Here is a 16,555-nt window from a genome sequence, read left to right on the forward strand (position 1 = left end):
ATCGGCTAGGTAAAGTATCGTAAAGGCTGCACTGTGCTTAGCATTTCGACGTAAAATAGCGTTAAAGAGTGCTAGCTGCTGATTAATTAAATCGTTTTAGGAACTGTTGATGCCACATATTTTAATCATTGATGATGATGTTGAATTGAGTGATTTGCTCAAAGAGGTTTTGTCTTTTGAAAATTGTGCTGTTTCTGCTGCTTATGATGGCGAGGCGGGTTTGGCTGCGATGGATGACAGTGTGGATCTGATATTGCTTGATGTGATGATGCCTAAGCTCAATGGTTTTGAGACCTTGAAGCAGTTGCGAGAAAAGTGGGATGTGCCTGTTTTAATGTTGACGGCAAAAGGGGAAGAGATTGACCGTGTTGTCGGTCTTGAGCTTGGGGCGGATGATTATTTACCAAAGCCTTTTAGTGAGCGAGAGTTACTGGCAAGAATTCGTGCCATTTTACGCAGGACTCAGACAAGCAAAGGTCAGCAGCAAAATGATTTCGTGACTTACCGAGATATTAAGCTTTATCCAGGTCGTCTTGAGGCGTATTGCAATGGAGAGCTATTAGATTTGACCAGTACTGAGTTTGCCTTGCTGCATCATTTTTTACTTCATCCAGGGCAAGTACTAACGAAAGAGGTACTCAGTCTTGATGTATTGGGTAAGCGTTTGGCGGCCTTTGATCGAGCGGTTGATATGCATGTCTCTAATTTACGTAAGAAACTCCCTGACTGGCCGAATGGCAAACCACGTATTAAAACCTTGCGTGGGCGTGGCTATTTGCTGGTGGAGAGCGACTGATGCGTTTACCAAAGATCACCAGTTTATACGGGCGTATTTTTGCCATTTTTTGGTTTACCATGTTTCTGGTGATTTTAGCCGTTTTGGCGTTACCACATTTCGATCCTCGTAAAGCTCGGGATATTCATCCGCCTCACTTTGATCGCATGCTGCAAATACGAGATCAGGTTGAGCGCACGTTTGCTTCTGCCCCAGATATAGCGCAAGTCTTACCCGAAATAGAAGGGGGCGCTCGTCGACGCCCTGGTGATCATAAGCTGCGCCTTTTTATCACCGACCTAGATGGTAATGTGATTACCACAGAGCGCCGTCCTGATTTCAGTTATAAGGCGTTACGTAATTTTGTGACCTCTATTGATAACCCTCAAGATCCTCAGCAGAAATTGTATGGGAGAACGATGATTTCTGGACCGCTGCCTATTCGGCTAGCCCAAAAGGACTATTTTTTATATATCGGCACTCGCTGGAGTGAACCTCCGCATTTTTTATTGCAGTTATTTGATCATCCTCTTCGCTTATTGTTGGCCGTTATGTTGGTTAGTACTCCTTTATTATTGTGGTTGGCGTGGGCCTTGAGCCAACCTGCCCGTCGATTAGAGTTGGCGGCACAGCGCGTGGCGAAAGGTGTGTTTGAAATTGATCCTGAGCTTGAAAAAGGCACGTCAGAGTTTCGCCAAGCGGGTGCGAGTTTTAACCAGATGGTAGAAGCGGTTAACTTGATGATTTCACGTCAGCAGCGTTTATTGTCGGATATTTCGCATGAACTGCGTTCGCCTTTGACGCGTTTAAGAATGGCGCAAGCGTTAGCAAAACGAAAGTTAGGTGACAGTACGGATTTAACTCGTATTGATACCGAAGCTCAGCGTCTTGAGCAAATGATAGGTAAGCTGCTTGAACTATCTAGTGTGCAAGTCGACAGTCATTTGAATCGAGAGATTCAGCCTCTATCAAGCCTCTTTGATGCCTTGCTAGCGGACAGTCAGTTTGAGGCGGAGCAAGTGGGAAAAGCCTTGCTTTTGTCTGAGGTTCCAAATCGTATGATTAATTGCCATCCGCAGCTGTTGATGAGCGCTTTGGAGAATATTGTCCGTAATGCGATTCACTATGGTAAAAACCAGATTCAGGTTTCATTGGGTGTTTATTCCAATACGTTATCTATTCGAGTAGAAGATGATGGCGACGGTGTAGCCGATGATGAGTTTGATTCTATCTTCCGGCCTTTTTATCGGGTCTCAACCGCCCGTGATCGAAACAGTGGCGGCGCAGGGTTGGGATTGGCTATCGCAGAAAATGCGGTTCGCCAGCATAATGGTACGATCAAAGCGACTCGAAGTGCATTGGGTGGGTTGCTGGTGGAAGTGACTTTACCTCTGCAAGAAGAACCATAATGCGTCCTAATTTCTGTAACTAGGACAGTATTATCTTTGTTTTTACGAAAGCATTAGTAGACAAAGCGGTTAATTGGGCTCATATTAGAAACTCATCGTTCTTATTATGCATTCGGTTAATCGCTTTCCCCAAAAGCTATCCCTAAAAGTACAGAGTAACGCAGAGAGTACTTCTCTCTCACCTTGCCTTTTTTATACTTTATTTAAATAAGAAGTTTGCTAATAAGCGCTTGGTCTATTTGTTTAGACCCGTTTTTAAAAACAAAAAAAGGGAGAAGCCTTGTTGTTTTTCTCTAAAACCATAGGTAATACATGATAAATACAGCCAAAGAATTTGTACTACAGCGAATTTGCAATTTTGCAAGCCAGACGTTCGATCCTAACTCCGACTCGCAAGTTGTTGGATTATTGAAAAGTAAATTCAATATTCGTTTGCCACAGAGACGTTCTATTAACGAGTCTTTATCTTCTTCCGTTAGCGATCATGAAATTATTGCTTTGATTCTAAAATACCGTTCGATGACTGAGTCGTAAGTTTAAACCAGCAAGACTTCTTTATTTTTTGACACACAAAAAGATTGCATTACCAGATTGCTGATCCCACGGTATGATTTTGTCGTGCTCGTGTTCAAAGACATGGACATCAAAGTATGGCGTTAACAGAGCCTGTAGCTCATTAAAGCTTAATGCCACCATAGGATGTTCATCTGCCCAAAGTTGAGTTTGTAGCGCGGTGGTTTTTTCAATGCTCAGCTTTAGTGTTTGTTTTTCACCTTCACCACAGTAATACCAAGAAGAGCCAAATGAGAACTCGCTATTGTCGTGAGAGACGCTGTGCTTCGCAGAAAGCGTATTGTCTATATGGTTCTTATCTACCGAGTTAAAACAAAAAACACCACCAGTACTGAGTGATTTGTGTACGCTTTGAATGCAACTGGTTAGGTTATTGATGTTCCCGCTGTAATGAACCGAGTATAAAAAACACGTAATTAAGTCATAAGACTCAGTCGTATCAAATGCACACATATTACCTAGCTCGAATTGCGCATCAGGGCATCGTAGTTTGGCAAGATCTAGCATGGGTTGATTAATATCCAAGCCGCTAGATTGATAACCTTCTTGGCTAAGGTAGCTAATATGTGGTCCTGTTCCACAAGCCAAATCTAAATGCTGTTTCCCACCATTTCCAAAAATTTGATGAAGCCGATGCGCACTGTTGCTCTGGGCTTGATAATTAATATCGGCACACATTAAGTCGTAATAGCCAGATAAATCCGTATAGAGCGCGTTGTCAGACATGTTTCTTCACTTGGTGGGTAGCTAATATGGTAGGTGAAACTCGAGGGCGAATAATATAGTAGATACTTTCGCGCGACTACAAAAACGTTTAGACAGTAATGAAGATAGGAATAATTGGAAAAATTAAGGCAAAAAAAACAGGAACAAAGTCTGACTTTGCTCCTGTTTCTTTAAATTGCTACTGCTTTATCTGATTTAGACGAAGATAAAGAATTTAGCGATAAACAACGCAGCTAATAGATACACAGCAGCGCCGACTTGCTTACCTTGACCTGACAATAGTTTGATCACAGCGTAGCTGATGAAAGACAAAGCAATACCATCCGCGATCGAGTAGGTTAGTGGCATCGTAAAAGCGGCAATCAGAACCGGTGCGGCTTCTGTAATATCATCCCAGTCTACGTGCGCTAAGCTGCTTGTCATCAATACTGCAACGTACATTAATGCGCCCGCTGTCGCATAAGCAGGAATAGATCCAGCCAACGGCGCAAAGAATAAGCTGAGAATAAACAATAACGCTACAACAACAGCCGTTAAACCAGTACGTCCGCCAGCGGCAACGCCAGAAGCACTTTCGATATAACTTGTTGTAGAAGAGGTACCTAATGCAGCACCCACAACCGTTGCGCCAGAATCAGCCAACAAGGCTTTTTTAAGGCGAGGTAATTTACCTTCTTTATCTAATAAACCGCCACGTTGACCAACACCGATTAGGGTGCCTGACGTATCGAATAAATCCACAAAGAAAAAGGCAAAAATCACGCTTAGCATACTGATTTGAAAAGCACCTTCTATGTCCATCGCGAGGAAAGTAGGTGCAACAGATGGTGGCATAGAAACTACGCCACCAAATTCATTTTGACCAAAGAGAATAGACAAAATGGTGACGAAAAGTATGCCAATCATCACAGCGCCGGTGACATTTAAATACGCCAAAGCACAGATCACAAAAAAGCCAAGTAAGCCATAAATCGCTGATGGTGAAGATAGGTCGCCTAGAGACACCATAGTAGCTGGGTTTTTGACAATGATGCCGGAATTTTGCAATGCAATCATTGCTAGGAAAAGACCGATACCAGCTGCAATCCCCAATTTCAACGAAGACGGAATGGCATTGATAACCCATTCACGAATTTTAAAAATACTGATGAAAATGAAAAGAATACCGGATAAGAAAACCGCGCCAAGTGCTTGTTCCCATGTGTAGCCCATGCCTAAGACTACACCGTAGGTAAAGAAAGCATTTAGTCCCATGCCTGGTGCAAGAGCAATGGGGTAATTTGCGTATAAGCCCATAATCAAGCAACCAATTGCAGCAGCAAGACAAGTTGCGACAAATACGGCGCCTTGATCCATTCCTGCTTGAGCAAGAATAGAAGGGTTAACGAAAATAATATAAGCCATCGTTAGGAAGGTGGTTATACCTCCGACAACTTCATTACGTACTGTGGTGTTGTGCGCTTTAAGTTGAAAATAACGTTCGAGCATGAGGGGGACCTTTTGCTAGTAGACGACGGCGATTATTTTATTGCGAATTTACGGATTCAGTAGCATCACAATAAGAAACGCCGGGATAATTTAGTAACTGATCATTTGGTCAGTAAATAATTTCGGCGGCAAGTATAAAAAATTCGAGGTGATTTGGGGAGATAAATTGTAATAAATAATCGTTAAGGCAGGATTTAGCAGTAAAAACGCACTAGTTTTGTGTGTTTTTACTGTTTGATGAGACTTTTTTGACCGTTAAAAGACAGTGAAAGGGGGGTTATAATCTCGAAACTTGATAACCGCTGGCTTCAAGTTTTGCGAGTAAACTGTCTGGACCTGCAAGGTGCATTGCCCCAACCATGATGAATTCGACTTCGTCATTAGTGAGCATGTTTTCAATTTGAGGCATCCACAGATCATTTCGCTCCACTAAAAGTGATTGATACACCTCTGGGTAATCTTGTTTAAAGTCCTTTAATTCAATGTCTGCCATGGTTTCCATATCACCTGTGCGCCAGCTTTTTCTAAGGTCTTCCATCGTTTTTGGCATGTCTTTGATATCTGACAAAGTGTAATTAATGACCTCGTTACTATCTTGGTTATTGAGGTTGCTGAGCATGTCAACTTGAGCTTGGGGTTCTTCTAACCAGCTCTTAGGTTTGTGGTCTTGTCGCGCCTTTTGTGCATAGAACTGATCGACACCTTCACTGGTAAAGCCAAGATGTTTTAATTCAATCATGCTGAGGGAAATAGCAAGTGCACTGGGTTTTAGGTGTTGAATCGCGGTAATGGGGATTTGTCTGGCGTTTAAATAGATTTTTAGTGATCGATAGGTTTCAGGTGAGATGACTTCATCTATGGTGGTGCCATCGGAATAAGACAACTCTGATTGCATTTGTCTTATGAAAGCTGAGTTTCCTAAGGTTTCCATATCCGTTTCAAAAACAACGCTGTCACAGGCTTGATAGGCCTTATCGTAGGCTTTTGGCAAAGGGTAGTCTTGTGGCGTGAGTAAATGAATCGTACCGCCAATATAGAGCGTATTAACACCTGACGTTACCTTCCAAACAGAAGCTGCTTGGGTTTGAAATGTAGCGGCCGCAAGTAAGGTTAGGCCAAATTTTTTGATAAAATTCATTGGATACCTGAATGGTTTTGTTGGTTTCTTATTTCTTTCAGTGTACCTATTTCAATGATGATCGAAAGGGGTAATGAAAGTTGTACGGCTTTTTTCTTATTTTTTGCGACAGAATAAGTCATGTTTAACGTGTTGATAGCGTTATAAAGAATGGCAAGCGTAATGCATAAAAGTGATATTATCCTTGTTCTTATTTAATTCTAGTGTGAGTTTTTTGATGGGAAATGAGTTTGTCACCATAGGGTTAACTAATCCTAAGAGTACCTCAAATGTTGGTTCTGTAATGAGAGCGGCAGGGTGTTATCAAGTGGATCAAGTTTTGTATTCTGGCCATCGTTATGATCGCGCAGAAAAAATGTCGACAGACACTAAAAAAGCCATTTCATCAATTCCATTGATCAACATAGAAAGCCTTGGTGTTGATAGCTTAATTGATGCTGTTGATACCGATACTAAGGTTGTATGTGTCGATTTAATCCAAGGTGCGACGCCATTACCTTCTTTTCATCACCCTGAAAAAGCCTTATATATTTTTGGTCCGGAAGACGGCACGATAGGTCAAAAGGTTGTTGATAGAGCCGACTTTGTTGTCTTTGTTCCAACGGTTGGTTGTATGAATCTTGCCGCCTCGGTGAATGTTCTGCTTTACGATCGTCTGGCTAAGTCTTCTCAAACCTTCGCTGGCGACGAACTGATTCGCCAGAGTAAAGACGTTAATAATAATGTGAGGGTGCGTTCTAACACTCAGAAGTAGGATTTTTAAGTGTAAGGGTGTGTGATTTTCTTATCTATTACTTTGCATATAGTTAGCAGAATTTTGACTGTGATAAGTTTGTATCAGTGCAAAAATATCTCTTAAACCTAATGGCTGTATTAGGAAGGAGGTTAGAGGTCTGTTTTTTCTGAATCTGAATGTTATTGGATTCTCCGTCACTTCCTTTCTTAGCCATCATGGAATCAGTTTGATGAGATAGAAGGAACGCATACAAATGGAGCCTATAAAACGAGTCGTGCTTGCTGTATTAGCTTGTTCCGCGCCTGCTGTTTATGCTGCTGATACTCCCTTTACCCCTTTAGAGCCTTTGAGTGCGGAATTAGAATTAGGCGTTATTGCTATTACTGGTAATACTGAAAGTACGGCCGTAAAAGCAAAAGCGACCGTTAAGCAGGATTTTACGGCTTGGAAAGCCAAATATGAGTTAGATACACTTTATAAAAGAGGTAGAAATGAGGGCGAAGTTGACACTAAAACAACGGCACAAAAAATGTTCTTATCCGCACAAAGTGACTACAAATTAAGCAGTAATAACACTTCTGTATTTGTCTATGGGTCTTATACCGATGATCGATTTAGTGGCTATGAATACCAAAATACAGTGTCTGTTGGTTACTCCGCGCGTTTGTTCGACCATGATAGTTCGTTTTTAGATTACAGTGTTGGCCCAGGTTATTCCTTTAGTATGACAGACGAAGGCGAAGAGGATGAAACTTCGATAGTGCATTTGGAATTGCAGTATGAATATGAAATTAGTTCTAATGCGACTTTCCAACAATCTTTAAGTACGGAAGCTGCTTTGCAGGATAATAAGAATACGCGTTCGAAGTCGGAGACTTCTGTTAGCGTAAAACTCAGAGATAACCTTAGTATGAAGGCTTCTTATGGCCTCACCCACAATAGCCAAGTTTTGGACAACAAAAAGAAAACAGATGGAACGACAAGTATCATATTCGCTTATACATTTTGAGAATTTTTCGCCATGCGTTATCAGGGTATAAAAGTCACGTTGGTGACGGGGTTTTTAGGAGCGGGGAAGACCTCTTTAATTCGTCATCTACTTGCGCAGTCGCCTCCAAATGAACGTTGGGCTGTGTTGGTTAATGAGTTTGGTGATATTGGTCTTGATAGTGCGTTTTATGCGGATTTAGATGTCGCCATCAGTGAGGTTCCGGGTGGTTGTGTTTGTTGCACGACATCGGCTACTTTTCAGCAAGGGCTAAACCAATTAATTCGCCAATATAACCCTGACCGTATTCTTATTGAGCCATCTGGCCTTGGTCATCCAAAGCAAATTCTGCAGAAGTTACGCAGTGCGGCTTATCAAGATGTGCTGTTATTGACGGGGGCATTTTGCGTATTGGATGCTCGGAATTTAAATGATGAGCGTTATACAAAGCACGATATTTTCAATGACCAAATAGAGTCTGCGGACGGTATTGTATTGAGCCATGTTGATCGTTATCAGCAAGAAGATATTGACCGAGTAAAAGCTCGCTTTGGTGCGCTTACTTCAATGGGGTCAACTCCCACTGTTTTTATGTCAGATCCTATGGCTTTGAGTGCTGATTCTTTGGATATTGGTCTGATAGATTTATCGAATGCTTCTTCTACCGTAGAAAAGCACTCACATACACCAGAAAAACACTCTCACCATTCCTCTCATCAACATGTTCATGGTGCCGTTGAAACGACAGATCAAGACAAGCATTGGAGTTATCACAAACAACAAGGTGACATGCAGGTCGTCGGCTGGCATTGGCCTAGACAGGATTGCTTTACTCAAGAAAAGGTAAAGTCAATTATTCAAGAACTGTCCAGGTTTGCTGGGGTTTACCGTATTAAAGGCGTATTTTTAATTAGTTCAAACGAAGCGCTTTTGGTGAACGTAGCGAGAGGCGAAGTCTTGATAACAACTTCTTCTTGGCATGATGGCAGTCGCTTAGAAATTATCGGTGGTATCGAAGGTGATTGGCTGAAATTTGCTCTTAGTCATGGTGGCGAGCTGCTTTAATAAAGGTTCAACTGATTATATTTGCTAGCTTTGTATTGGCTTGAATGGTGATTATTCTCTTTGTTTGACTGGTGAAATCCTAAGCTTGGTCTATTTTGTCATTAACTTTGGCACCTTTTGTTATTGAGAGATAGCCTCCGATAGAGGAACCTTTCTACCATAAGAGGTTCCTATTGGAACGGATGGAATAAAAACAAGAAGAGGTCATAGGCCATGCCTGAATATAAAGCGCCACTGCGCGACATCAAATTCGTCACTGAAGAAGTTCTAGATTTTCACGGACACTATGCTAATTTGCCGGGCGCTGAAGAAGCGACGCCAGATATGGTGGCGGCGATTTTGGAAGAGGGTGCTAAGTTTGCCGAGCGAGTGCTTTCTCCTCTAAACCGTGTTGGTGACCAACAAGGTTGTCAGTTTAAAGATGGTGTTGTGACAACGCCTGACGGATTCAAAGAAGCTTATCAGCAGTATGTTGAAGGTGGCTGGCCTTCATTGTCGCACCCTGAAGCAGTAGGTGGACAAGGTTTACCAGATTCTCTTGGCATGATGGTGACGGAAATGATCGCCACATCCAACTGGTCATGGGGGATGTACCCAGGCTTGAGTCACGGCGCGATGAATACCATCGAGCTACACGGCACTGACGAGCAAAAACAAACCTATTTAACGAAACTTGTTTCTGGTGAATGGACAGGCACCATGTGTCTGACTGAGCCACATTGTGGTACTGACCTTGGTATGTTGAAAACCAAAGCCGAGCCGCAAGACGATGGCAGCTATGCCATTACAGGTACTAAAATCTTCATCTCTGCGGGCGAACATGATATGGCGGACAACATTGTCCATATTGTATTGGCTCGTTTACCAGATGCCCCAGCGGGTACAAAAGGTATTTCTCTGTTCATCGTACCAAAACACAATGTTGATGATGCTGGTGAAATGGCAGATCGCAACCAGGTATCTTGTGGTTCTATCGAACACAAAATGGGTATTCATGGTAACGCGACTTGTGTAATGAATTTCGATGGCGCGAAGGGCTTTCTCATTGGTGAGCCGAACCGTGGTCTGAACTGCATGTTTACGTTCATGAATACGGCACGTCTTGGTACGGCTTTACAAGGTTTGGCACATGCAGAATGGGCACTACAAAACTCTGTGGCATACGCTAAAGATCGTTTACAAATGCGTTCTTTGTCAGGTCCGAAAGCGCCAGAAAAAGCCGCAGATCCAATCATTGTTCACCCCGATGTACGTCGTATGTTGTTAACGCAAAAAGCCTTTGCTGAAGGTGGTCGCGCTTTAATTCATTATTGTTCTAAGTTGGTGGATATCACTAAAAAGGGCTCTAAAGAAGAGAAAGAAGAGGCGGATGAATTGATGTCTTTACTGACTCCGATTGCTAAAGCCTTTCTAACTGAAACCGGCTTTGAATCTGCAAATCATGGTCTACAGGTGTTTGGTGGTCACGGCTTTATCGCTGAATGGGGCATGGAGCAAAACGTTCGTGATTGCCGCATTTCGATGTTGTACGAAGGCACTACTGGCATTCAGGCGTTGGATCTTTTAGGTCGTAAAGTACTGATGACTCAAGGTGCAACACTGCGTCGTTTTACCAAAATCATCCATAAGTTCTGTAAAGAGCATAAAGGTGATAAGCGTGTTAAATCTTACATCACCGCCCTGGATAAACTGAATAGTGAATGGGGCGATGTGACGATGAAGATCGGCATGAAAGCCATGCGCAACAAAGATGAAGTGGGTGCGGCTTCCGTTGATTATTTGATGTTTTCGGGTTATGTGGTACTAGCTTATTTCTGGGCTCGTATGGCTGTCACCGCACAGACTAAATTAGACGAAGGCACAGATGAAGTGGGCTTTTATACTGCCAAACTGCAAACAGCAACTTTCTACTACGATCGATTGTTGCCACGTACTCGCGCTCATGTAGAGGCTATGCTGTCTGGCGCTGATAACTTATTGGCGATGGAAGAAGATAATTTCTTATTTTTGAATGCCTAATTAGCGCAATAAATAACCACCCATGTATTCTTTTTTAGTTCATGGGTAATAAAGTTTTTGAAAGATTGAAGAGGTTGATATTATGAGTGAAGCAAAAGCAGTTTTTGAATCCATGTTAAATCGTTTCGACGCTGATGAAGCGGATGATATGGAAGCGGTTTTTCAATTTGACTTAGATGATGCAGACAGCTATCACTTAAGTATCGAGGACGGTAAATGCTCGATGGGAGAAGGGGAGCATGACGATCCAACTGTGACTCTGAGTATGGATTTGAATACTTTAAAAGAAGTCATGAGTGGTGAGCTAGATGGCATGGCTGCTTTTATGCAGGGAAAAATCCGTGCTGATGGAGACATTATGTTGGCGACAAAATTGACGCAAATTTTCCCTCAATAAGGGATCTTTTAATCATTTTATAGCTCTAAAGCTCAACTACACTTTATGTAGTTGAGCTTTTATGCTTGATCACTTTCTCCTAAATAAAAAAAACAAATGGAGCTTATTATGACTATGGATACTTCTTCTCCAAGCAATGCAAATATTGGAAAACCACCGGGCAGCTATTTACCAGAGTCGCTTAACCCACATGGCTATCAGTCACTAAATGATGTCTTAGCGTTAGCAACGAAAAAGTTTGCCGACCGTCCTGCTTTTACCAGCGTCGGCCGCACTCTGACTTACCGTGAGTTAGGTGAAAAATCTGACGCCTTTGCTGCGTATCTTCAGCACGAAACCGACTTAAAGCCCGGTGATCGGATTGCTGTACAATTGCCTAATATTATTCAATATCCTGTGGTGCTGTTTGGCGCTATGAAGGCTGGCTTAATTGTTGTTAATACCAATCCACTTTACACACCAAAAGAGCTTGAGCATCAATTTAACGATGCTGGCGTAAAAGCATTGGTGGTGTTTGCTAATATGGCGCATAACGTCGAAAAAATATTGGCTAAAACGTCAATAAAACACGTTATTATCACCGAAATTGCAGATTTTCATCCGACTTTAAAACGCTTATTAGTAAATTCCGTAGTTAAGTACGTGAAGAAAATGGTGCCGGAATATCATATTTCCAGTGCTTCTACACTTAACGATGTGATAGCGAAAGGCAAAGGTAAAGCGGTTGAAAAAGTAGAATTTCAGCCAGAGCAAATTGCTGTATTGCAATACACTGGTGGAACCACTGGGGTTGCAAAAGGGGCGATGCTGACGCATGCCAATTTAGTCGCCAATATGTATCAGTTAAGCTCTAGACTCCGCTCGATTATTGATGATCAGAATGAGGTCTATATTGCCCCGCTGCCGCTTTATCATATTTATGCATTTCTAATTCATGGTCTGACGTTGTTGGAGCGTGGCGCTCATACGGTATTGATTCCGAATCCTCGAGATTTGCCAGGCTTTATCAAAGAGCTTAAAAAATGGCCATTTACTGGCTTTGTTGGATTAAATACCTTGTTTGTTGGTTTGTGTAACAAAGCTGAGTTCAAGGCCCTCGATTTTTCTACTCTTAAACTTACTTGTTCAGGTGGCATGCCTTTAACTCATGCCGCTGCCGATGAATGGGAAAGGGTTACTGGCTGCAAAATTGTAGAAGGCTATGGTCTAACGGAAACATCGCCAGTTGTGTCTTTTAACCCTATCGGCAAAGAACGTATCGGTACAATCGGTCTACCTGTTGCAGAAACGGACATTAAGATCCAAGGGAGTGATGGTGAAGCCTTGCCACAAGGGGAGTCGGGTATGTTATGCGTACGTGGACCTCAGGTAATGAAAGGCTACTGGAACCGTGAAGAAGCTACGCGTGAAGTCATGACAGAAGACGGCTTTTTAATCACCGGTGATATTGCGATGCAGCATCCCGATGGTTATTTGCAAATTGTTGATCGTGCAAAAGACATGATTATTGTGTCCGGTTTTAATGTGTATCCAACGGAAGTGGAAGATTGTCTTTCCTCTCATCCTTCGATTTTGGAATCTGCAGCGATTGGTGTGCCTGATGATAAAACGGGCGAATCGGTAAAAGCGTTTGTTGTTCTAAGAGCCGATGTTGAAACACTGGATGAAAAGGCGTTGCGCATATATTGCAAAGAAAACCTTGCGGCTTATAAAGTTCCTAAGTTTGTTGAGGTTCGCAAAGAGTTGCCGAAAACCAATGTTGGGAAAGTATTGCGTCGTGCGTTGCGCGAACAAGAGCATGCTTAAGTCTTGTGTTTACCGCTTTTTGAAGTATTGGGAGAGCAGCAATGGCACAGGTTAAACGTAAGCTAATGCACCGGCGTTGTATCGAGTCGTATGGTTTTTTACGCGAAGATGGGCTGTGGGATATTGAGGCAAGCATGCAGGACCTCAAATCCTACGATGTTACGCGTGAGTTTGATGATAGCTTGGTGCCTGAAGGCAGTCCCTTTCATGATATTCGCGCCTGTTTGACCCTAGATGACACCTTTTTAATAAAAGAGGTGTCGGTCACTATGGACTCCTATCCCTTTCCTAATTGCGCAGGAGCAGTGCCTAGTTTTTCGGTTTTAAAAGGCACTCGTCTCAAACCCGGCTGGAGTCGTTGGCTAAAAGAAACCTTTAGCGGAAAAGTAGGTTGTACTCATGTGTTGGAGCTTTTTCCAGTAATTGCGACAACCGCTTTTCAAACAATGTGGGGGCCGCTGGGAGAAAAATATCCTGAGCAAGTTCCAGCCGCTGTGTCTAAGCTAGTGAATAGCTGCCATGGTTGGTCTGAAGACGGCCCAATGGTACGCAAATTGGTTGATGAACAGGTACTTAAACTACCATCATAAGGGAGCCAGTAATGAGTGATTTTGTTACTGAAAATATTGAGTCTGGTGTACAAATTCTGTGTTTAGACAGAGTTGAAAAGAAAAACGCGATTACATTGGACATGTATCAGGCATTAACGAATGCATTACGTCGAGCAGAGTTGGACGCCGATATAAAGGTGACCTTAATTCATGGCGCGGGGAGTGATTTTTCTTCGGGTAATGACATTAATGAATTTGTGCAGATTGCTCAAACGCCAGAGAAAATGGAAGCCATTATGGCTTTTTTACAAGTGCTGAGTAGTTATAAAAAACCACTTATAGCAGGTGTTGAAGGTCGGGCTGTTGGGGTTGGTGCAACTATGTTACTGCATTGTGATCTAGTACTTGCATCCCGTGAAGCGCGATTGCAGTTTCCTTTTGTGCAATTAGGACTGGTGCCCGAAGCAGCGTCTAGTCATTTATTGCCCCAGTTAGTGGGCCATCAAAAAGCCTTTGAGATACTTGTTTTAGGTGAGGTTGTAGATGGTATGCAGGCTTATGAATTAGGTCTGGTTAACCACATATGCGAAGAAGGTGAAGCCTACAAAGTAGCATTGCGTTATGCCGAAAAAACGGCGGCGCTGCCTGTTGAAGCGGTAGCATTAAGCAAAGATCTATTAAAGTATCGAGCGCAGGATGATGTTCAAATGGCGTTAATGCGAGAAGGTCGAATCTTTAAAGACCGCCTACGTTCAACAGAGGCACATCAAGCTTTTACTGCGTTTTTATCGCGTAATAAGTAATACCTTCTAATAAAGTCAATCAAGCCTCACTTATCAGTGGGGCTTTTTTGTTATTAGGACTAGACTCATTATGTGGAAAGGGTGCAGAGCCCATTTCACACATAATGCGCTATTTGAACGAAGCGTGAATATTTTTGTCAGTTAACTGGCGCTTTTTTGTTATTGATGAAAAGCATTCCCAAACTACTATAGAGGGTAAGTGAAGAGTTCTATTGATAGGGAATATTTGCATGCTATCAATCTAGTGAAAATCTAGACGGTATGTATGAAACAGAACTTAATAATAAATACGAGGGGCTTATGAAAATCTTAGTATCTGTAAAGCGAGTCATAGACTACAACGTCAAAGTTCGCGTCAAATCCGACCATACTGCGGTCGATCTTACCAATGTCAAAATGTCCATGAACCCTTTCTGTGAAATTGCAGTGGAAGAAGCTATACGCCTAAAAGAAAAAGGCGTCGCTTCTGAAGTCGTTGTGGTCTCTGTTGGTTCAAAATCTTGTCAAGAAACCTTGCGTACAGCAATGGCGTTAGGTGCAGATCGAGCAATTCAGGTTGAAGCAGAGGATGGTTTAGATTCTTTGTCAGTTGCCAAACTCCTCGCCAAGGTTGCTCAAGACGAAGCTGCTGATTTGGTGATTATGGGTAAGCAGGCGATTGATTCTGATAATAATCAGACGGGTCAAATGGTGGCAGCGCTATTGGATTACCCTCAAGCAACATTTGCGTCAGAAGTTGTTATTGAAAACGGCGAAGCACAAGTTACTCGTGAGATTGATGGTGGTTTGCAAACTTTGGCGATTACCCTGCCAGCGGTTGTTACGACAGACCTTCGTCTAAACGAACCGCGTTTTGCTTCTCTGCCAAATATTATGAAAGCGAAGAAAAAACCATTGGATGTAAAAACACCTGCCGATTTAGGTGTGGAAGTTGGGTCTAATGTCAGCATCGTTTCTGTTACACCACCGCCGCAGCGTGCTGGTGGTATTAAAGTTGGCTCTGTTGCTGAGTTAGTAGACAAACTTAAAAATGAAGCGAAGGTGGTGTCATGAGCGTTTTAATCATTGCAGAACACGATAATAAATCTCTAAAGCCTGCGACCTTGAATACAGTGACCGCGGCGACACAAATTGACGCTGATGTTCATGTATTGGTTGTCGGCTTTGAGTGCCAAACCGTTGTTGAGCAAGCATCACAAGTGTCTGGAGTGACTAAGGTTTTGGTTGCTGATAATGCCGCTTATGAACATCAGTTGGCTGAAAATGTCTCTAAATTAATCGTTGAGGTTGCTAACGGCTACGAACACATTTTGGCGCCAGCAACCACTACAGGTAAAAATACCTTGCCACGAGTGGCGGCATTATTGAACGTAGCGCAGTTATCTGACGTGATTAAAGTTGAATCTGCAGATACGTTTGTTCGTCCAATCTATGCTGGCAATGCCATTGCGACGGTAAAAACAACGGATCCAGTAAAAGTATTGACCGTTCGTGCCACAGGTTTTGATGCCGCGGCAAGTACGGGTGGTAGCGCAGAACGCCAAGTGCTTTCTCAAGTGATTGCATCTGATCGCAGCCGTTTTGTGAAAGAACAATTGGCTGAATCTGATCGTCCTGAATTGACCGCGGCTAATGTGATCATTTCTGGTGGTCGAGGCATGGGCAACGGCGATAACTTCAAATTGCTGGAAGGGGTTGCAGACAAACTGGGCGCAGCCATTGGTGCTTCACGTGCCGCTGTTGATGCGGGCTTTGTGCCAAACGATTTACAAGTCGGCCAAACCGGTAAAACGGTTGCCCCAGATCTGTATATCGCAGTGGGTATTTCTGGTGCGATTCAGCATTTAGCGGGTATGAAAGACTCTAAGGTGATTGTTGCCATCAACAAAGATGAAGATGCGCCTATTTTCCAAGTGGCGGATTATGGCTTAGTCGCCGATTTGTTTGATGCCGTGCCTGAATTAGAAAAGAGTTTGTAGTTTTTTTAGAAACTAACTTTTAAAACAACTGACTTTTTACACACCGGATGACGGTGAGCTAGATAACCACCGTCATCATAATAAAAATAATTGGAGACCAGC

Annotated in this window: 16 protein-coding genes; 13 read left to right on the top strand and 3 right to left on the bottom strand. The window is 42.7% G+C overall.

Features of this window, described 5'->3' with window-relative positions; all coding sequences use genetic code 11:
* Window positions 1-109: 109 nt before the first annotated feature.
* From AC2A4J_RS07500 to AC2A4J_RS07510, 3 genes are all read left to right on the top strand, one after another.
* Entirely contained in the window at window positions 110-796 is a 687-nt protein-coding gene (locus AC2A4J_RS07500) for a response regulator (RefSeq protein WP_484175521.1), read from the top strand.
* On the top strand, window positions 796-2,184 hold the full coding sequence (cpxA, locus tag AC2A4J_RS07505; protein ID WP_484175522.1) for an envelope stress sensor histidine kinase CpxA: 1,389 nt from the start codon (window positions 796-798) through the stop codon (window positions 2,182-2,184). The genes AC2A4J_RS07500 and cpxA overlap by 1 nt, the downstream gene beginning before the upstream one ends.
* Before the next feature lie 312 nt (window positions 2,185-2,496).
* Window positions 2,497-2,718 (top strand): hypothetical protein, encoded by a 222-nt coding sequence (locus AC2A4J_RS07510; RefSeq protein WP_484175523.1) that lies wholly within the window; start codon window positions 2,497-2,499, stop codon window positions 2,716-2,718.
* Window positions 2,719-2,739: 21 nt separating this feature from the next.
* Here AC2A4J_RS07510 and AC2A4J_RS07515 read toward each other — a convergent pair whose 3' ends face one another.
* From AC2A4J_RS07515 to AC2A4J_RS07525, 3 genes are all read right to left on the bottom strand, one after another.
* Window positions 2,740-3,483: a class I SAM-dependent DNA methyltransferase gene (locus AC2A4J_RS07515; protein ID WP_484175524.1), complete on the bottom strand. Its 744-nt coding sequence runs from the start codon at window positions 3,481-3,483 to the stop codon at window positions 2,740-2,742.
* A 195-nt stretch (window positions 3,484-3,678) separates the two neighbouring features.
* On the bottom strand, window positions 3,679-4,971 hold the full coding sequence (locus AC2A4J_RS07520; RefSeq protein WP_255825387.1) for an NCS2 family permease: 1,293 nt from the start codon (window positions 4,969-4,971) through the stop codon (window positions 3,679-3,681).
* A gap of 277 nt (window positions 4,972-5,248) precedes the next feature.
* Window positions 5,249-6,109, bottom strand: coding sequence for a TraB/GumN family protein (locus tag AC2A4J_RS07525; RefSeq protein WP_484175525.1), 861 nt, complete (start codon window positions 6,107-6,109; stop codon window positions 5,249-5,251).
* 217 nt (window positions 6,110-6,326) lie between these two features.
* Between AC2A4J_RS07525 and AC2A4J_RS07530 the strand changes: the two genes are divergently transcribed.
* The 10 genes from AC2A4J_RS07530 to AC2A4J_RS07575 all read left to right on the top strand — a co-directional run bounded on the left by AC2A4J_RS07530 (window position 6,327) and on the right by AC2A4J_RS07575 (window position 16,453).
* Window positions 6,327-6,863, top strand: coding sequence for an RNA methyltransferase (locus AC2A4J_RS07530; RefSeq protein ID WP_484175526.1), 537 nt, complete (start codon window positions 6,327-6,329; stop codon window positions 6,861-6,863).
* A 235-nt stretch (window positions 6,864-7,098) separates the two neighbouring features.
* Window positions 7,099-7,854 (top strand): DUF481 domain-containing protein, encoded by a 756-nt coding sequence (locus AC2A4J_RS07535; protein ID WP_484175527.1) that lies wholly within the window; start codon window positions 7,099-7,101, stop codon window positions 7,852-7,854.
* Window positions 7,855-7,866: 12 nt separating this feature from the next.
* Window positions 7,867-8,898 carry a CobW family GTP-binding protein gene (locus AC2A4J_RS07540; protein ID WP_484175528.1) on the top strand — a complete coding sequence of 344 codons (1,032 nt, stop codon included), beginning with the start codon at window positions 7,867-7,869 and terminating at the stop codon, window positions 8,896-8,898.
* 213 nt (window positions 8,899-9,111) lie between these two features.
* Complete coding sequence (locus AC2A4J_RS07545) at window positions 9,112-10,917, top strand: acyl-CoA dehydrogenase C-terminal domain-containing protein (RefSeq protein WP_484175529.1); 1,806 nt, start codon at window positions 9,112-9,114, stop codon at window positions 10,915-10,917.
* An 82-nt stretch (window positions 10,918-10,999) separates the two neighbouring features.
* Complete coding sequence (locus tag AC2A4J_RS07550; protein ID WP_484175530.1) at window positions 11,000-11,314, top strand: SCP2 sterol-binding domain-containing protein; 315 nt, start codon at window positions 11,000-11,002, stop codon at window positions 11,312-11,314.
* 108 nt (window positions 11,315-11,422) lie between these two features.
* A complete protein-coding gene (locus AC2A4J_RS07555; RefSeq protein ID WP_484175531.1) occupies window positions 11,423-13,120 on the top strand; it encodes an AMP-binding protein in 1,698 nt (565 codons plus the stop codon).
* A 41-nt stretch (window positions 13,121-13,161) separates the two neighbouring features.
* Window positions 13,162-13,710 carry a DUF2889 domain-containing protein gene (locus AC2A4J_RS07560; RefSeq protein WP_255825380.1) on the top strand — a complete coding sequence of 183 codons (549 nt, stop codon included), beginning with the start codon at window positions 13,162-13,164 and terminating at the stop codon, window positions 13,708-13,710.
* Between the two features lie 11 nt (window positions 13,711-13,721).
* Window positions 13,722-14,474, top strand: coding sequence for an enoyl-CoA hydratase-related protein (locus tag AC2A4J_RS07565; protein ID WP_255825379.1), 753 nt, complete (start codon window positions 13,722-13,724; stop codon window positions 14,472-14,474).
* Window positions 14,475-14,774: 300 nt separating this feature from the next.
* Window positions 14,775-15,527 (top strand): electron transfer flavoprotein subunit beta/FixA family protein, encoded by a 753-nt coding sequence (locus AC2A4J_RS07570; RefSeq protein WP_255825378.1) that lies wholly within the window; start codon window positions 14,775-14,777, stop codon window positions 15,525-15,527.
* Window positions 15,524-16,453, top strand: a complete 930-nt coding sequence (locus AC2A4J_RS07575) for an electron transfer flavoprotein subunit alpha/FixB family protein (RefSeq protein ID WP_255825377.1) — start codon at window positions 15,524-15,526, stop codon at window positions 16,451-16,453. Before AC2A4J_RS07570 ends, AC2A4J_RS07575 begins: the two co-directional genes overlap by 4 nt.
* Window positions 16,454-16,555 lie beyond the last annotated feature (102 nt).

This window comes from Marinomonas sp. ATLA20 (assembly GCF_057180105.1).

What these genes read in the sequence shown, in the direction of transcription:
- AC2A4J_RS07545 (WP_484175529.1), top strand. Translation starts at nt 9,112, where the DNA reads ATGCCTGAATATAAAGCGCCACTGCGCGACATCAAATTCGTCACTGAA.
- cpxA (WP_484175522.1), top strand. Translation starts at nt 796, where the DNA reads ATGCGTTTACCAAAGATCACCAGTTTATACGGGCGTATTTTTGCCATT.
- AC2A4J_RS07560 (WP_255825380.1), top strand. Translation starts at nt 13,162, where the DNA reads ATGGCACAGGTTAAACGTAAGCTAATGCACCGGCGTTGTATCGAGTCG.
- AC2A4J_RS07520 (WP_255825387.1), bottom strand. Translation starts at nt 4,971, where the DNA reads ATGCTCGAACGTTATTTTCAACTTAAAGCGCACAACACCACAGTACGT.
- AC2A4J_RS07565 (WP_255825379.1), top strand. Translation starts at nt 13,722, where the DNA reads ATGAGTGATTTTGTTACTGAAAATATTGAGTCTGGTGTACAAATTCTG.
- AC2A4J_RS07515 (WP_484175524.1), bottom strand. Translation starts at nt 3,483, where the DNA reads ATGTCTGACAACGCGCTCTATACGGATTTATCTGGCTATTACGACTTA.
- AC2A4J_RS07540 (WP_484175528.1), top strand. Translation starts at nt 7,867, where the DNA reads ATGCGTTATCAGGGTATAAAAGTCACGTTGGTGACGGGGTTTTTAGGA.
- AC2A4J_RS07530 (WP_484175526.1), top strand. Translation starts at nt 6,327, where the DNA reads ATGGGAAATGAGTTTGTCACCATAGGGTTAACTAATCCTAAGAGTACC.
- AC2A4J_RS07535 (WP_484175527.1), top strand. Translation starts at nt 7,099, where the DNA reads ATGGAGCCTATAAAACGAGTCGTGCTTGCTGTATTAGCTTGTTCCGCG.
- AC2A4J_RS07525 (WP_484175525.1), bottom strand. Translation starts at nt 6,109, where the DNA reads ATGAATTTTATCAAAAAATTTGGCCTAACCTTACTTGCGGCCGCTACA.
- AC2A4J_RS07555 (WP_484175531.1), top strand. Translation starts at nt 11,423, where the DNA reads ATGACTATGGATACTTCTTCTCCAAGCAATGCAAATATTGGAAAACCA.
- AC2A4J_RS07575 (WP_255825377.1), top strand. Translation starts at nt 15,524, where the DNA reads ATGAGCGTTTTAATCATTGCAGAACACGATAATAAATCTCTAAAGCCT.
- AC2A4J_RS07550 (WP_484175530.1), top strand. Translation starts at nt 11,000, where the DNA reads ATGAGTGAAGCAAAAGCAGTTTTTGAATCCATGTTAAATCGTTTCGAC.
- AC2A4J_RS07510 (WP_484175523.1), top strand. Translation starts at nt 2,497, where the DNA reads ATGATAAATACAGCCAAAGAATTTGTACTACAGCGAATTTGCAATTTT.
- AC2A4J_RS07570 (WP_255825378.1), top strand. Translation starts at nt 14,775, where the DNA reads ATGAAAATCTTAGTATCTGTAAAGCGAGTCATAGACTACAACGTCAAA.
- AC2A4J_RS07500 (WP_484175521.1), top strand. Translation starts at nt 110, where the DNA reads ATGCCACATATTTTAATCATTGATGATGATGTTGAATTGAGTGATTTG.